Consider the following 16,207-nt stretch of genomic DNA (forward strand, 5'->3'; position numbering starts at 1 on the left):
GATAGCGTGCAACACCACACTACCCATAGAGTGAAAACCTTCCCCGGCCCACCCGGAGATCGTCAACAATTGTTTCTGAAGGTTGCGCAGCAGCGTTCCCAACACACCCGGCCCGGGGACAATCGGCATGGACCTGGGCGCCGCCCCGCCGCCCCCTGCAGCCCACCTATGTACCGCCCTTTTGTGATCCACCGACCCCTTTCGCCGCCCATGGCCTGGCTGGGGTTGGCACTGCTGATCTTTGCCGCCTGCCTGGTGGGCATCTTTGCGCGGCCCATCGGCTTTCTGTCGGCCTTCTGGCCCGCCAATGCGCTGCTGCTCGGGCTGCTGGTGCGCTACCCCACGCTGGCGCGCCCACCGGCCTGGGTGGCGGCCGCCGTGGGCTATGTGGCGGCAGATCTGGTGACGGGCAGCCACTGGGGCATGGCTCTGTGGCTCAATGCGGCCAACCTGCTGGGCGCCACGGCGGGCTGGCTGGTGCTGCGCCGGCTGGACGAAGGCATCCGGCGCCTGCAGCGCACCGTGTCGGCGCTCTACCTGCTGCTCGCTGCGCTGGCCGCCAGTGCTGTGGGGGCGCTGGCGGGCTGTGGCGCCGCACCGGTCTACTTCAACACCCCCTGGACCGACCTGCTGTCGCTGTGGTTCAGCACCGAACTCATGAACTACATGCTCATCGTGCCGGTGGTGCTGGCTGCGCCGCGCGCAGATGCCCCGCCCCCCGCGCCGCAGGGCCTGCAGGGTGTGCCACTGTTCTGGCGCCTGGCCCCCGTCAGCTCGCTGCTGCTGGCCGAGGGCGTGCGCACGGTGATCGGCGGTCCCGGCATGCTGGCCTTTGTGGTGCCGGGGTTGCTGTGGTGCGCGCTCAGCTACAGCCCCTTCATTTCCAGCCTGTTGTCGCTGGTGGTGTGCCTGTGGACCATGGCCGGGGTGGCCACTGGCGTGCTCAATTTCACACCCGCGCATGCCAGCGACGTGTTCTCGCTGCGCGTGGGCGTCACGCTGCTGGCGCTGGGGCCGCTGGCTGTGGCCTGCGCCAGTGCCGCACGCGCCGAGGCCCTGCGCCGCCTGGACCACGCAGTGCGCCACGACGACCTGACCGGTGTGCTCGCGCGGCGCGCGTTCCTGCAGCAGGGTGAGCGGCTGGTGACGCGCTACCAGCGCGAATCCGCCGGGTTGGCGGTGCTGATGGTGGACGTGGACCATTTCAAGCAGGTCAACGACCAGCTGGGGCACGGTGCGGGCGACCAGCTCCTGATTGGCATCGCCCAGGCCATGGCCAGTGCGCTGCGCCCCCAGGACGTGCTGGGCCGCCTGGGCGGCGAGGAGTTTGCGGTGGTGCTGCCCGATGCCTCGCCCGCCGAGGCGCATGCGATTGCAGAACGGCTGCGCAAGGTGGTGGAACAGTTGCCCTTTGGCGCCGAAGACGGTGCCCCGCAACACCACGCCACGGTCAGCGTCGGCCTGGTGCACAGCGCCAGCCTGGGCGGCGATTCCGACATGGAAATGCTGCTGCTCGCCGCCGATGCCGCGCTCTACCGGGCCAAGGCCCAAGGGCGCAACCAGGTGATGATGGGGTAAGCCCCCAAAGCGGTAAGCCCCAAAAAGCCGCTTTGCACCAGCTGGCCTGAGGCCGTGCCCGTTTCAGGTGTCGCGGGCGGCACGGTGCACCCTGAAAAGCTGAAACGGCGTGGGCCGCAAAAGCAGCCCACCCGCAGCGCCGGTGCACGCTACAGATACTGCTTCCACAGCATGTTGGTCATCCGCCCCTCGGGGTCCCAGACAGCCTTGGTGGCACGAAACCGGTCTGCCTGCGGGTAGGCCGCCGCGAACTGCGCCTGTGTGGCATGGCGCTGGTAGGGCAGGTAGTAGGTGCCGCCATGCTGCAGGGCCAGGTCGATCAGCGCACGTGTCCACAGAGCCACTTCGGCACAGGCCTCGGGGCGGGTGCCCTGCTTGTAGTACAGCACCCACGAAAACACCTCCTGGCGCGCCCAGGCCATGACGGCATCGGGGTCGGGCGGCGCGTGGCGCACTGAAATATTGAGCACCTGCGCCCCGTGCTGCTGCAAGATGCGGGCCAAACCCCGCGTGAAAGCGGCGAACCGGGCCACGGGAACAAAGTATTCCTGCAGCACATAGGTGGAATGTGCGCGGCTGGCCGGCTCCAAAGAGGCGGCATCCAGGCTGGCCTCGTGGTTGCGCCACACCACGGGATGTCCACGCAGCAGCGCGGGGCGGACCACCTTGTGCTGCAGCTGTTGGCCGCCCGGCAGCTCCGTCATGGCCCAGATCACGCTCTTGTCCAGGTCATACCGCTGGCCGCGCGGCACCAGGCGCTCGGGCACCGTCACGGGCTTGTCGGTGCGGGTCCAGGTCACCGCAGTGGCGCGGTCAAAGCTGGGGGGCAACAGGTCGGCGTTGTGCATCACGGCCTGCGGGTTGGCGGCCACCTTGGCGGCAAAGAAACCGGGGTAGTCGTCCAGCGCCACGTGGGCCACGGCGCGCTCCAGGGCGGTGTTGGCATCCAGGTCCAGCTCCACCTCGGTGATCACGCCCAGCCCGCCATAGCCGCCCAGGGCGGCACGGAACAGGTCGGGGTGCTGCTGGCGGCTGGCCTCGCGCACGCCTCCGCTGGCCAGCACGATCTGCAGGGCCCGCACGGACGCGCCGATGGGCCCGTGCCCCACATAGCGGCCATGCACGTTCACCGACACGGACCCGCCCACCGTGAAGTTCGAATAACTCTGCATGGTGCGCACCGCCAGGTCGTGGGGGTCGAGGTGGTCTTGCAGGTCGCGCCAGCGCATGCCAGCCTGTACGCGCACCTTGCGGCCGGTGGTGTCCAGCCACACCAGCCCCTTCATGCAGCGCATGTCGATGTGCAGGCCGCCCTCCACGCCCACCTGCCCGCCCATGCTGTAGCGCCCGCCACCCACGGCCACCGCGCCGGGCCAGTTCTGCACGGCCTGCACCACGTCCTGCACGCTGCCAGGCACCACCACCCGGGATACCCGCACGGGGTACAGGCGGGTCACGTTCTCGATCAGCGCCCCGGGAGCGCTGTGGGCCCGCAGCGGCGCCGCGGCCCCCACCAGGCCTGCGGCGGCCAGTGCACCCAGGAGTTCACGGCGGCGCAGCCCCTTCACGGTGTTCAAGCGTTGCGCCGATCAGTCATCCCGGGCAAGCCGCACGCCGGCACCGGTGCCACAGGCATGGCAGAACCGCGCAAAAGCGCTCTTGCGGGTCGTGCACTGGCCGCAGTGGTCGAACAGGCCGATGCCGCAGTGCGGGCAGAAGTCGATCTTCTCGTTCTTGAGGTCCACCGGGCGCTCGCAGCCGGGACACACGCTTTTGGCCAGGCGCGCCAGGGCCACGTCGTAGCTCAACTCCTTGCGGCGCTCCTGGTCGGGCAGCGCCTCGGCCAACTTCTGGCGCTCCAGGTAGCGGTTGAGCGCCAGGATGGCATAGCGCCCCACCAGCGCCGTGATGCCGATGCCCACCACGTAGCGCACATAACCGCCGTAGCTGGGCAGGTAAGGCACCAGCTCCACGAAGAAGGCGAACAGCGCGAAGAAGATGAAGCCCCATACAAACGGCCAGTAGGTGCCCTTGCGCTTCTTGGCGAACAGCCAGCCGGCGACCGCCAAGAGCGGCAGGGTGAGGGCCAGGCGGTACAGGAACACGCGCAGCTCCACCTTGCGGCGCTCGGCCTCCAGCTTGACGTAGCCATCGGCTTCCATGCCGTTCAGGCGCTCCTGCGTGGCTGCCGCCGCCTGGCGTGCGTCCAGCGCAGCCTGCTGCTGCGCCTCGACCGCCTGCTGGGTCTTGCGCTCGGCGAGCTTGAGCACATCCAGCGCCTGGGTGCGCGCCAGCACTTCGGGGTCCTGGTCGGCGCGCTGGGTGGCGTTGCGCGTGGCCAGCCAGTTGTTGAAGGTCTCGCGCGCGGCCTGCGTTTCGCTGCGGGCCTTGCTGCGCTGCAGCTGGGCCTGGTCCAGCGCGGTCTGCGCATCCTGCTCGGCCTGGCGCGCGTCCTTGACCTGGGCGCGCAGCCTCTCGGCCGCTGGCTTGTCCAGAAAATCGTCCACGCGCAGCGGGGTTTCGACCTTGGGCAAATCGCCCACGACGGTGCCGCCCAGGCCGATGAGGAAACTGGCGAACACCAGCGCCACCAGCCACAGGCCACGGCGAAACCATTTTTCGGACAGCCGAAGCGATTTGCTCATGATCGTTTCCCTCAGGAAATGCTATGTATTTGATAGCTATCAGCGCTTATCCATAAAGCGCTGATAGCCATTTTTATTCAACTCTTCACCACCAGCACCACCTGTGCAGCCACCAGTTGCGCCCGTTGCAGCCAGGCCAGCATCGAATCGACGGTCACGGTCTCGATGCGGTCCGAAAACCGTTTCTCGTTCGGGTGGTCGTCAAATGCGATGTTGGCCGAACCCACGCGCCCGCCCATGCGGGTCAGCGGGCCCAGTTTCAGGGCGGTGGGCTCGTAGCCCTTGAACTGCAGCCAGGCCTGCGCCTGGTCGCGCGTGTGCACGGTGGCGGGCTCCATGGCCACGGCCAGGGTCTCCAGCGCCCACTGGTTGGACTGCTGGTACTTGCGGCCCCACGCGTAGCTGACCATGCTGTAGGGCGGGTGCTGCAGCGTCTTGGTGCGGGCGGTGTCCTGCAGCACGGCCAGCAGGCGCTGCTGCACCTCGGGCGTGGGCACGGCGTACACCGCCTCGTAGCGCCACAGGTCGTCCAGGAAGAATTCGCCCAGGCCCTGGCGGTACAGGTGTCCAACGGCCGTGCCACATTCATTGAGCTTGTGGGCCACCCACCACGGCCCCTCGGGCGTCTTGTACGCCCAGCCCAGGTGCGAATAGCGCAGGCCGTACTTGGAGAGGTCCTGCCCCGCGCGGGCGAGCACCACCACCTGGGCGCCGGACTTCGCATGCTCCGCATCCAGTGCGGCCGAGGTCTGCTGGGCCAGCTGCATGCCGCGCTCGATCACCTTGGCCGGCACGGGCTTGGCGGCCTCGCAGGAGCGGCCTGCGTGGGCCGCAGGCGCAGCCAGCAAGGCCGCGCCCGCCACCAGGGCCAGGCCGAGCACGGCGGGGTTGAAAGAAGAGCGCATGCGGGCATGCGCAGGGGTCGTCACGGTCATCAGCTGCATATTCATGGCGGAGCCCTTACAGACGCTCGTTGTGCAGCAGCGCACGGCCGATGGCGTTGGGCACGAAGGCGATCGCCTCGCCCGCCACCGACAGCACCACCCCCGTGCCGATCACGCTGCAGGTCACCACGGTGCCCACGGCGTGCGCCGATGCGCCCACGCCCCGGCCCGCCACCTCGACGCTGACCCGGGCGCCGTCCGATGCGCGCTCCAGCAGGTACACCGTGCCGGTGGCAGCTGCCTCCACCGTCTTCACCGTCAGCACCGCACCGGCGACCGACAGGGCGGCAGGCACCGTCACGACCGCGCCAGCGGCGGCAGACGCCACCGAGGCCGTGCCCACCACCGACGCGATGGGCAACAGCGACAGCGCGGCCGAGGCCTCGCTCTGGGCCCGTGCGGGCAGGGCAGCCAGGGTGCACAGCAGGCCGGCGGCCAGGGCAAGGGTCAGAATCTTCGACAATTTCTTCATGGTTTCACTCCTCACAGGAGGTGCTGTGCAGTAGCGCTGCAGCACCGGTTTTTTTCAGGGCAACCTCCGAGCATCCGCCATAGCTCCATGGCGAACGCCGGAAACTCAGCTGGCGTTGTTACCAGACGTAGCAGCATGTGCTGCGGCAGCTTCGCGGCGGCCTTGCAGGCGTGCTTCCAGCAGGTCAGCCTCGTGGCGGTCGCGCAGCATCTTGGCCAGCGTGAAGGCGGTGGTGATCAGGTACAGCCAGCTCACACCCAGAAAGGCCTTGTAGGTCACGTTGATCTCCATGCCGAACAGGCCCCAGCCGGTGAGGCCCATGGCCACCACGAAGCCGCCCCAGACCACCAGCTTCCACATGGGCGTGTCGCCCGCACCGCGGCGCGCGGCGCTCTCGTTGTCTCGCACGAACTTGGCCAGCACGAACGCGGCCGAGAGGCAGAACACATAGCCCATCACCATGAACGCCTGCTCCAGCTGCTCGCCCGGCAGCCAGGCCAGCCCCACGGCGCACAGGAACACGGCGATGCCGAACGAGACCCACACCTGGAGCTGCCATGCACGGGTGTCACGCTGGATGAGGGTGGAAGAAGACGACATACAAGTGGGGTGGCCTGAAAGGGCCGTGGTTGAACACGCAGCGGATAGTGCCGCGCCGGCCCGCCACCGCCGCCAACGGGTTGCGCCAGTGGCGGCTGCCCGGCTCGTCGGTATCGAATGGCGATACTTTCATCGCATGGACCGGGGCACCTGGGCGACAGGATTGCACCGGCTTGTCTTTGACAATCGCAGCCTTTGACTGCTGCAACGCCCGCACGGAGACCGCCCCATGACCACCGCCAAACCCTTTGACATCGTCGTCCACGGCGCCACCGGCTTCACCGGCCGCCTGGTCGTCGAATACCTGCTGCAGCGCTACCCCGCCGGCAGCGGCCTGCGCTGGGCCATGGGCGGGCGCAGCGCCGACAAACTCGCCGCCGTGCGCGACGAAGTCGGCGCCCCCGCAGATACCCCGCTCATCGTGACCGACAGCGCCGATCCGGCCAGCCTGCAGGCCCTGATGGCACAGACCCGCCTGGTGCTGACCACGGTGGGCCCGTACCAGCTGTACGGCAACGAACTCGTGGCCGCCTGCGCGGCAGCCGGCGTGGACTACGTGGACCTGTGCGGCGAACCCGCCTGGATGCGCCAGATGATCGACGCGCACGAAGCCACGGCCAAGGCCAGCGGCGCGCGCATCGTGTTCTCGTGCGGGTTCGACTCCATCCCGTTCGACCTGGGCGTTTTCCTGCTGCAAAAGGAATTTGGCCAGCGCTTTGGCCACCCCGCGCCCCGCGTACGCGGCCGGGTGCGCAAGATGAAGGGCACGTTCTCGGGCGGCACCGCTGCCAGCCTGAAGGCCACCATGGCTGCAGCGGCCACCAACCCCGCCGTGCTGGATTTGCTGAAGAACCCGTTCTCGCTCACGCCCGGATTCGACGGGCCGCGCCAGCCCTCGGGCCACAAACCCATGGTGGACGAAGCCCTGGGTGAAGGAGTCTGGGTGGCACCGTTCGTGATGGCGGCCATCAACACCCGCAACGTGCACCGCTCCAACTTCTTGCTGCAGCACGCCTACGGCGCCGACTTCGTCTACGACGAGATGCTCATCACCGGCACCGGCGAGAAGGGCGAAGCCATGGCCAATGCCGTGGCTGGCGACAAATCGCTGGGCTCCGACAAGGGCCCCAAACCCGGCGAAGGCCCTTCGCGCGAGGAACGCGAGAACGGTTTCTACGACGTGCTGTTCCTCGGCACCGACGCGGCAGGCAACACCCTGCGCGTGGGCGTGAAGGGCGACCGCGACCCGGGCTATGGCTCCACCTCCAAGATGATCACCGAAGCCGCCGTCTGCCTGCTGCAGGATGCCACCGAGACTCCGGGCGGCATCTGGACCACGGCCCCCGCGCTGGGTGACAAGCTGATAACGCGGCTGCAGGCCAACGCTGGGCTGAGCTTCGCGGTCGAATCGGCGTAACGTCCCGGGGGTCCCGGAGCTTCCCTGCGGGTTTGTCCGTTTTCGCACCACGCTGGTCCTGAAACGCTCGGCCACCCACCGAGCGAATCCTCCAAAATGCAGGGAATGAACACTGCCCTGCGCCCCCGCGACCTTGCCCTCGCCCTGCTTGTCATCGTCGTCTGGGGCTTGAACTTTGCCGTGATCAAGGTCGGCGTGGCGGATGTGCCGCCCATGCTCCTGGGCGCGCTGCGCTACCTGCTGGCGGCGTTTCCAGCGCTGCTGTTCGTCAAGCCCCCCAAGGTTCCGTTGCGGCTGTACCTGTTGTATGGCATGACCATGGCCGTGGGCCAGTTTGCCCTGCTGTTCACCGCCATCCACATCGGCATGCCGTCGGGCCTGGCCTCGCTGGTGCTGCAGGCGCAGTCGTTCTTCACGCTACTGCTGGCGGCCTGGTGGCTGCGTGAGAAATGGCAGGGCAACCAGGTGGCGGGCCTGGCGCTGGCAGGCGTGGGGCTGGTGCTGATTGGCAGTGCCCACGGCGCATCGATGCCGTTGGCGGGTTTTGCGCTGACCGTGGCGGCCGCTGCGATGTGGGGCTGCGGGAATATCGTCACCCGCGCCGTGGGGCGGTATGGGCCGATGAACCAGTTTGCCTTCATCGTCTGGTCCAGCGTGGTCGCGCCGCTGCCGTTCGTGGCCCTGGCGCTGGCGCTGGACGGCCCCACCGCTGTACTGGCAGCCGTGCAGCACCTGTCCTTCAAATCCATGGCCGCCGTGGCCTATATCGCGTGGATCTCCACGTTGCTGGGCTTCGGGCTGTGGACGTATCTCATGTCGCGCTACCCCGTGAACCGCGTGGCGCCCTTCACCCTGCTGGTGCCCGTGGTGGGCCTGACCACGGGCTGGTGGGTGTTTGGCGAGCAACTGTTGCCCGTGCACTTTGCGGGTGCGGGGCTGCTGATGGCGGGCCTCGTGGTCAACGTGTTCGGGGGCCCGGCCTGGGCGGCCGTGATGGGGCGGCTGCGCGGGGCGCAGTGAGCCTCTCCACGGCCGCTACAGCGCCAGCGGCAACTCCGTGGTCGATAGCACATTGCGCAGCACCATGAACGAGCGCACCTGCCGCACTCCGGGCAGGTAGATCAGCTGCTCGGCGTGCAGGCGGTTAAAGCTGTCGTTGTCACGCGTGCGCACCAGCATGAAGTAATCGAACTCGCCAGTGACCACATGGCACTCCATGCAGCCCGAGATTTTGGCGGCGGCCTTTTCAAACTCGGCAAACGATTCGGGCGTGGAGCGGTCCAGCACCACGCCAATCATCACCAGCATGCCAGCACCCATGGCCTTGGGGTTGAGCAGTGCCACGACGCCGTCGATGAGCCCCAGGCGCTTGAGCCGCTCCACGCGCCGCAGGCAGGCGGGTGCGCTCAGGTGCACCCTCTCGGCCAGCGCAACGTTGGACAGCGAGGCATCACGCTGCAACTGGCGCAGGATGGCTTTGTCAGTGCGGTCCAGCTCAGCCGACACATCGGCCTGCGGCACATTCTTGGCACGAACTTTTGTTGCGCACATTTTTATTTTCAAGAAATATTCATCGTCGATATTCTGATTCAGAAATGAAAAACCCTGAAATACCGATGAAATTCGCAACCACTTGATGCGCGTGTCTTTCTACGATGAAGGCACTGCAAGCCACCCCTTGCACCCCATCCCTTCCATCGACCGGAACACCGCCATGAACCTGCAGAAATTCGCCCGCCACCCGCTCACCTTCGGGCCCTCGCCCATCACCGCGCTGCCGCGCCTGTCGGCCCACCTGGGCGGCAAGGTGCACCTGTATGCCAAGCGCGAGGACTGCAACAGCGGCCTGGCCTTTGGCGGCAACAAGACGCGCAAGCTCGAATACCTCATCCCCGAGGCGATTGCAGGCGGCTACGACACGCTGGTCTCCATCGGCGGCATCCAGTCCAACCAGACGCGCCAGGTGGCCGCCGTGGCCGCCCATCTGGGCATGAAGTGCGTGCTGGTGCAGGAGAACTGGGTCAACTACTCCGACGCGGTGTACGACCGCGTGGGCAACATCGAGATGAGCCGCATCATGGGTGCCGACGTGCGCCTGGACGCTGCGGGCTTCGACATCGGCATCCGCCCCAGCTGGGAGCAGGCCATGGAGGACGTGAAGAAGGCCGGCGGCAAGCCCTTCCCCATCCCCGCGGGCTGCTCCGAGCACCCGTACGGCGGCCTGGGCTTCGTGGGCTTTGCCGAGGAAGTGCGCCAGCAGGAAAAAGAGCTGGGCTTCCAGTTCGACTACATCGTGGTCTGTTCGGTGACCGGCAGCACGCAGGCGGGCATGGTGGTGGGCTTTGCCGCCGATGGCAGGGCGCGCAAGGTGATCGGCATCGACGCGTCGGCCAAGCCCGAAAAGACCCATGCCCAGGTGCTGCGCATCGCACAGAACACGGCCAAGCTGGTGGAACTGGGCCAGGAGATCACGGCCGAGGACGTGGTGCTGGACACGCGCTACGGCGGCCCCGAATACGGCCTGCCCAACGAGGGCACGCTCGAAGCCATCCGCCTGTGCGCACGCCAGGAAGGCATGCTCACCGACCCGGTGTACGAAGGCAAGTCCATGCACGGCATGATCGACATGGTCCGCAAGGGCGAATTCCCCGAAGGCTCTCGCGTTCTGTACGCGCACCTGGGGGGGGTGCCGGCGCTCAACGCCTACAGCTTTCTTTTTCGCAACGGCTAATGCCCCGCGCGAGGAGACGGAGCAGCAGCGCCTGTGCCGACTGGCCGGGCTGTCGTTGATCTGACCCGTCTCTCCTTTTCACTCCTTTGCGTCCCCTGGGACCCGCGCACGCCGCCGGGTACCTCCGCCATGGCACCGGGCCTTCCTGGGTCCATGGCGGCTGATCGAACTTCCATGGTAGCGACAGGCCCTGGCGGGCCGCCAGAGCGAAACGAAGACTGGCGCATCCTGGACCCTGTCCGCAGGTAGCAATGGCTGAACACAACCAGCCCTCATCCGAAGGATCGCCGAATGAACCGCTTGCCTCTGACGCGACGCACCGGCGTCGCCCTGTCCCTTGCCACCATCGCTGCCGCAGCCGCCGGGGCGCTGGGTTTTACTCCCCTGGCCCGCGCCGACGGCTACCCCGCCAAACCCGTCCAGCTCATCGTGCCCTTCCCACCCGGCGGCGCGGTGGACATCGTCGGCCGGCTCATCAGCAAGAAGCTGGGCGAGCGCCTGGGCCAGGCGGTGGTGATCGAGAACAAGGCGGGCGCGGGCACCATCGTGGGCGCGTCCTTCGTGGCCAACGCACCGGCGGACGGCTACACGCTGCTGATCAGCTCCGGCTCCACCTTCACCGTAAACCCCGCGCTGAACGCCAAGCTGCCCTACGACCCCGTCAAGAGCTACGAACCCATCGGCCTGGTGGCGCGCGTGCCCCTGATTCTGCTGGCCCACCGCGATGTGCCGGTCAACAACCTCCGGCAGCTGATCGCTGCCGTTCAGCGCACGCCCGACAAGTTCTCCTATGGCTCGTTCGGCAACGGCACCACGGGGCATTTCGCAGCCGAGCTGACCTGGTCGGCCGCAGGCATCAAGCTGATGCACGTGCCTTACCGGGGCAGCGCCCCCGCCATGGCCGACCTGATGGGCGGGCAGATCCCCTTCACCATCGACACCGTGGCGGCAGCGCTGCCACAGCTCAAGGCGGGCAAGATCAAGGCCATTGCCGTCACGGGCGCCACGCGGGCCACGCAACTGCCCGACGTGCCCACGGTGGCAGAAAGTGGCTTTCCGGGGTTCTCGGCCGATTCCTGGCTGGCCGTGGTCGCGCCGCGCGGCCTGCCCGCCGAGGCCAAGGCCAAATTGCACAAGGCACTGGCCGAGACCCTGGCGGACGCCGATATCCGCAGCAAGCTCATCGCCGCAGGGCTGGAGCCGTCTTATGCCACGGGCGATGCCGTGCTGGCGCAGATCGAGGACGAGCTGCCACGCATGCGGGCGATTGCGCAACGGGCGCAGATTCGTGCGGAGTGAGCGCTGCGCTTTTCCGGCGCCTCAGTCCCGCAACCAGGTCAGCATGTGGGGATAGGCATGCGGACCGCCAGGCACCTGCTGCGCCGGCAGCAGGGTGAGCCCCGCAGCTGCCAGCCCCGACGCCCCCAGGTACACCCCCAGTTCGAAAGCGGTGCGCAGCCCGGCGGACCGCCCGTGGTATCCGCCGTCGTGGAACAGCACAGCGGAATCCATCCCCAGGTGGCACAGCGCGGCCCAGGCCCAGGCGTTTGCCTCGATCTCACCGCCATGGGGCACTGCGGGCAGGTCCTGCAGTGCGTCGTCCAGGGTGGGGCGCTGGGCGGCAGGCACCACCGCCAAGTGGCCGGCCTCGTGCAGCAGGTCACCGGGCCAGCGCAACCGCGCCCGGTCCACGCGCAGCCCACCCCGCTCGATGCGGACGCCAGGCAGAAAGCTGTCGTCGGGCACCTCGGCCTCACAGACCGCAAGGCCGATGCCGCGCAAGAAATCCAGGATGCGATCCGTCAATGCACCGGGGTCCGCTGCCGGCACGGCCGCGATGGCAACGTCTGCCGTGCTCATGTTTGCAACAGGTCTGCCACCTGGCTGCGCAGCAGCGCGGGCTGCACGGCCTGAGACGCTACAGGACGGCCCACATTGAGCCCCACCCGGCTGTAGAACCCCCTGCGGAACGGCCGCACCATCGCACCGCCCTGCTCGATGCGGCTGAAGTACGAGCCCCACAGGTTGGTCAGCGCCATGGGGATCACCGGCGCCTCGACGCCCTCTTCGCGCGCACGCTCGATGATCTTCATGATGCCGCCCTTGAACTCCTGCAGCTGTCCGTCCTTGGTGATGCCGCCCTCCGGGAAGATGGCCAGCAGATCACCCTCGCGCAGCACCTGGGCCGCGCGCTCGAAGGCGGCGTCGTAGGTGGCGGGGTCTTCCTTGTACGGCGCGATCGGGATGGCCTTGGCCAGGCGGAACAGCCAGCCGAGCACCGGCACGCGGAAGATGCGGTGGTCCATCACAAAATAGATCGGCCGCGGGCTCGCGGCCATGAGCAGCACCGCGTCGATAAAGCTCACGTGGTTGCACGCCAGGATGGCCGCGCCGGTGGTGGGCAGGTTTTCGTCGCCCTGCACCTTGAAGCGGTACACGAAGCGCGATGACATCCAGGCCACAAAGCGCAGCAGATATTCGGGCACCAGCATGAAGATGTAGAACGCCACCACCGCATTCGCCAGGCCTACGAACAAAAAGATCTGCGGCACCGTGAAGCCGGCGCCCAGCAGCGCGCCGGCGATGAGCGAACTCGCAATCATGAACAGCGCGTTCAGGATGTTGTTGGCCGCGATGATCCGCGCGCGGTGCGTGGGCTGGCTGCGCATCTGGATCAAGGCGTACATCGGCACGCTGTAGAGGCCCGCAAACAGGCTGAGCAGCGCCAGGTCGAGCATCACACGCCAGTGCTGGCTTTGTGCAAGGAAGGCGCCAAGGCCCATGATTTCCGACGGTGGCAGGCTGCGCGCCGCGAAGTACAGGTCGATGGAAAACACGCTCATGCCAATGGCACCCAGCGGCACCAGGCCGATCTCGACATGGCGGCGCGAGAGCACCTCGCACAGCAGCGAGCCAATGCCGATGCCGATGGAGAACACCACCAGCAGCAGCGAAGCCACCTGCTCGTTGCCGTGCAGCACTTCCTTGGCCAGGCTCGGAAACTGCGACAGGAACACCGCGCCGAAGAACCACATCCAGCTGATGCCCAGGAGCGAGCGGAACACCACGATGTTCTCGTGCGCAAGCTTGAGGTTGCGCCAGGTCTCGGTGAAGGGGTTCCAGTTGATGGTGAGCCCCGGGTCGGTGGCCGGCACCGACGGGATGAATTGCGCCACAGCGCGCCCAATCAGCGCGGCCACCACACACGCCACGGCCACGGTGGTGTGGCCAATGCCGGGCAACGCCACCAGCAGGCCGCCCGCCACGTTGCCCAACAAGATGGCGACGAAGGTGCCCATCTCGACCATGCCGTTGCCGCCGGTAAGCTCGCGCTCACTGAGCACCTGGGGCATGTAGGCGAACTTGACGGGCCCGAACAGCGTGGAATGCACGCCCATCAAGAAGGTGCACAGCAGCAGGATGGGCACATTGCCCGCGATGAACCCACCCGCCGCCACCAGCATGATGGCGATCTCCAGGTTCTTCACGAAGCGGATCATCTTCGTCTTGTCGTACTTGTCGGTGAGCTGGCCCGAGGTGGCCGAGAACAGCAGGAACGGCAGGATGAACAGCGCCCCAATCACCAGCCCCGCCATCGCCGGCGGCAGCCACGACACGCTGAGCTGGTAGGTCACCATCACGGTGAACGCGAACTTGAACAGGTTGTCGTTGGCGGCGCCTGAAAACTGGGTCCAGAAAAACGGCGCAAACCGCCGTTGGCGCAGCAGGGCAAACTGGTTCGGGTCCTCATGCGTTGGCGCAACGCTGGTTGAGAGGGTCTCGGGGTGCATGCTTTTCTCCTCGTTTCCGATGGGTTTGCTGTGTCTTTGTGTTTGTGTATCCAGTGCCCCGCCACTCAGGCGCGGAATCTGCGTGCGACACCCACGGTGTGGGCGCCATTCTGCCCGGACAGCGTGACGTGCGGCGCACCCCGTGCACCGCTGTTGCGCAATGCCGCCAGTGCCAGCAACACCGGCCAGGCAGCGCTGGCAGCGAATACATGCTTGATGCTGTGTCCCGACACCCACTGCGCTGTGGCGTCAAACACCGCGTGATCGGCGGCCTCGAACAACTTGGCCACGGCATACAGGCCAATGACCGCGCCCAGGTGCACCGCCAGGGCGCCATCGCGCCGGGGCCAGCAAGCCAGTGCCAGCACCACCAGCATGCCGCCCAGTTGCACCACCGCCCAGGGCATCAGGTTGCCAGCGTGCGACCACCACAGCACGGCCAGCGGCCCGGCCAGCAGCATCGCGCCCGCCGTGGCCCACCCCGCCCGCTGGCTCACGCGGCTGGTCGCCGCCAGCCCCAACAGGCCCGCAAAAGGCAGCACCATGCCCAACCGATCCCACAGCAGGCCTGCGTCCTGCGGTTGCCAGTGGTACATACCCGAGCCCATGGCCGTGCACACCAACCCCACGAAAAACAGCGTGACCATCGCGTGGGATGTGTGGTCCAGAGCACCGGCGGCCAGACGGCGCAATGCCAGCAAGCCCCACACCCCTGCGATGGCGAGCGGCAGATTGCTCAGCACATCCATCGCACAAGGAATACCCCACAGCGCCCGCTGATCGGCAAAACCGTGCTGGTGCACACTGGCAGGCAACACCGGTCCGAACACGGCCGGCGCCAGCAACGCGATCACGCCCAGCAGCAGGCCCGCTTCAGCGCGCGTCACGGGCTTGTGGCGCCGGGTGGGGAGAGAAATCAGAAAGGTCATGGTCTTCGCATCCGCAGGGTTGGGCAGTGAATGCGGCGCAGTGTGTGCAGTCCACGCCACGTCACCGCCAAAAAGTCGCACCAATTGCCGCTAAAGACACCCTCAGTATTGATAATCGATACCCATGAGCACTACAGCCGACCTCGTTCTCGCCCTGAAAAAAGAACTCAAGACCGCCCAGATGACCTACGCCGACCTGGCGCAGGCCCTGGGCATGGCCGAGTCCAGCGTCAAGCGCATGCTGGCCAAGGGCGACATGCCGCTGTCGCGCATCGACGCGATCTGCCGCGCACTGGCGCTGGACTTTGCCGACCTGGCACGCCGCGTGGCCGAAAACCAACCCCTGCTCAAGGAGTTGACGCAGGAGCAGGAGCGCGCCGTGGTGGCCGACAAGAAGCTGCTGCTCATGGCCATCTGCGTGCTCAGCCAGTGGACGCTGGAGCAGGTGACCACTACCTACCGGCTCTCCGAGGCCGAGGGCATCAAGTACCTGGCGCAGCTTGACCGTATCGGCATCATCGAGCTGCGGCCGCTGAACCGCTACCGTTTGAAGCTCGCCAAGACCTTCCGCTGGCGGCCCCACGGCCCGGTGATGAACTACTTTCGCGAGCACGCGCTGCTCGACTACTTTTCCGGCGGCTTCGATGGTGCCGGCGAAGGCGTGTTGCTCGTGCACGGCACCATCAGCCGGGGCCTGGCCCCCGCCTTCATGGAGCGCATGCAGCGCGTCGCGCAGGACTTTGCGCAACAACACCTGGCAGACCAGAAGCTGCCGCCGCGGGAGCTGGAGGGCTACACCTTGCTGCTGGCGATGCGCAGTTGGGAATTTGAAGCGTTCACGGGGATGCGGAGGCTGCCCCTCTAAGCCGCTGTGTGGCTCTCTCCCTGGGAGGGAACGACGCGGCGTTGGGGCGCTTGGCTTGCGTCGCTCGTTTGAGATCGGGCGATGCCATCGGGTTCTGAGTCACCGCTGCTTTATTGATAGCAATAAATGCTTATCCAATAAGCGCTGGAGGCCAAGAACACTGAATTTCCGGTCTCCGTAGCCGATTCCACATTGTCAAAAGTAAAAGAAACTTGACATCGGCATCGCGGTGGCA

The 16,207-nt window shown here is 66.9% G+C and carries 15 protein-coding genes; 6 read left to right on the plus strand and 9 right to left on the minus strand.

From position 1 onward, the window contains the following. Positions 1 to 168: 168 nt before the first annotated feature. Positions 169 to 1,578 (plus strand): GGDEF domain-containing protein, encoded by a 1,410-nt coding sequence (locus tag IB243_RS21465; protein ID WP_192429265.1) that lies wholly within the window; start codon positions 169 to 171, stop codon positions 1,576 to 1,578. 149 nt (positions 1,579 to 1,727) lie between these two features. Here IB243_RS21465 and IB243_RS21470 read toward each other — a convergent pair whose 3' ends face one another. From IB243_RS21470 to IB243_RS21490, 5 genes are all read right to left on the minus strand, one after another. Further along, positions 1,728 to 3,146 (minus strand): FAD-binding oxidoreductase, encoded by a 1,419-nt coding sequence (locus tag IB243_RS21470; protein ID WP_370540377.1) that lies wholly within the window; start codon positions 3,144 to 3,146, stop codon positions 1,728 to 1,730. Between the two features lie 21 nt (positions 3,147 to 3,167). Beyond that, positions 3,168 to 4,223 (minus strand): zinc ribbon domain-containing protein, encoded by a 1,056-nt coding sequence (locus IB243_RS21475; protein WP_192429270.1) that lies wholly within the window; start codon positions 4,221 to 4,223, stop codon positions 3,168 to 3,170. Positions 4,224 to 4,300: 77 nt separating this feature from the next. Further along, entirely contained in the window at positions 4,301 to 5,128 is an 828-nt protein-coding gene (locus tag IB243_RS21480; protein ID WP_192429408.1) for a DUF2145 domain-containing protein, read from the minus strand. 55 nt (positions 5,129 to 5,183) lie between these two features. Beyond that, positions 5,184 to 5,639 carry a hypothetical protein gene (locus tag IB243_RS21485; protein WP_192429272.1) on the minus strand — a complete coding sequence of 152 codons (456 nt, stop codon included), beginning with the start codon at positions 5,637 to 5,639 and terminating at the stop codon, positions 5,184 to 5,186. Between the two features lie 105 nt (positions 5,640 to 5,744). After that, positions 5,745 to 6,239 carry a YiaA/YiaB family inner membrane protein gene (locus IB243_RS21490; RefSeq protein ID WP_010466238.1) on the minus strand — a complete coding sequence of 165 codons (495 nt, stop codon included), beginning with the start codon at positions 6,237 to 6,239 and terminating at the stop codon, positions 5,745 to 5,747. A 229-nt stretch (positions 6,240 to 6,468) separates the two neighbouring features. Between IB243_RS21490 and IB243_RS21495 the strand changes: the two genes are divergently transcribed. Further along, positions 6,469 to 7,656, plus strand: a complete 1,188-nt coding sequence (locus IB243_RS21495) for a trans-acting enoyl reductase family protein (protein ID WP_192429274.1) — start codon at positions 6,469 to 6,471, stop codon at positions 7,654 to 7,656. A 105-nt stretch (positions 7,657 to 7,761) separates the two neighbouring features. Further along, complete coding sequence (locus IB243_RS21500; protein ID WP_192429275.1) at positions 7,762 to 8,676, plus strand: EamA family transporter; 915 nt, start codon at positions 7,762 to 7,764, stop codon at positions 8,674 to 8,676. A gap of 15 nt (positions 8,677 to 8,691) precedes the next feature. Here IB243_RS21500 and IB243_RS21505 read toward each other — a convergent pair whose 3' ends face one another. Continuing rightward, on the minus strand, positions 8,692 to 9,207 hold the full coding sequence (locus tag IB243_RS21505) for an Lrp/AsnC family transcriptional regulator (protein WP_192429277.1): 516 nt from the start codon (positions 9,205 to 9,207) through the stop codon (positions 8,692 to 8,694). Positions 9,208 to 9,370: 163 nt separating this feature from the next. On the opposite strand from IB243_RS21505, the gene IB243_RS21510 reads away from it, so the two are divergent. Together IB243_RS21510 and IB243_RS21515 are read left to right on the plus strand one after the other, a co-directional pair. Continuing rightward, positions 9,371 to 10,387: a 1-aminocyclopropane-1-carboxylate deaminase gene (locus IB243_RS21510; RefSeq protein ID WP_056172646.1), complete on the plus strand. Its 1,017-nt coding sequence runs from the start codon at positions 9,371 to 9,373 to the stop codon at positions 10,385 to 10,387. 291 nt (positions 10,388 to 10,678) lie between these two features. Next, the gene (locus tag IB243_RS21515) at positions 10,679 to 11,686 is read left to right on the plus strand and encodes a tripartite tricarboxylate transporter substrate binding protein (protein WP_192429279.1); all 1,008 of its coding nucleotides are present in this window, start codon (positions 10,679 to 10,681) and stop codon (positions 11,684 to 11,686) included. Between the two features lie 21 nt (positions 11,687 to 11,707). Here IB243_RS21515 and IB243_RS21520 read toward each other — a convergent pair whose 3' ends face one another. The 3 genes from IB243_RS21520 to IB243_RS21530 all read right to left on the minus strand — a co-directional run bounded on the left by IB243_RS21520 (position 11,708) and on the right by IB243_RS21530 (position 15,107). After that, the gene (locus tag IB243_RS21520) at positions 11,708 to 12,247 is read right to left on the minus strand and encodes a hypothetical protein (protein ID WP_192429281.1); all 540 of its coding nucleotides are present in this window, start codon (positions 12,245 to 12,247) and stop codon (positions 11,708 to 11,710) included. Then, a complete protein-coding gene (locus tag IB243_RS21525; RefSeq protein WP_192429283.1) occupies positions 12,244 to 14,178 on the minus strand; it encodes an MFS transporter in 1,935 nt (644 codons plus the stop codon). Before IB243_RS21525 ends, IB243_RS21520 begins: the two co-directional genes overlap by 4 nt. 65 nt (positions 14,179 to 14,243) lie before the next feature. Continuing rightward, positions 14,244 to 15,107, minus strand: coding sequence for a hypothetical protein (locus tag IB243_RS21530; RefSeq protein ID WP_225585166.1), 864 nt, complete (start codon positions 15,105 to 15,107; stop codon positions 14,244 to 14,246). 124 nt (positions 15,108 to 15,231) lie between these two features. Here IB243_RS21530 and IB243_RS21535 point away from each other — a divergent pair, with 124 nt between their 5' ends. Next, the gene (locus IB243_RS21535) at positions 15,232 to 15,972 is read left to right on the plus strand and encodes a helix-turn-helix transcriptional regulator (RefSeq protein WP_057272621.1); all 741 of its coding nucleotides are present in this window, start codon (positions 15,232 to 15,234) and stop codon (positions 15,970 to 15,972) included. Positions 15,973 to 16,207 lie beyond the last annotated feature (235 nt).

Origin of the sequence: Acidovorax sp. ACV01, assembly GCF_014851495.1 — a bacterium.
GTDB lineage: Bacteria > Pseudomonadota > Gammaproteobacteria > Burkholderiales > Burkholderiaceae_C > Acidovorax > Acidovorax radicis.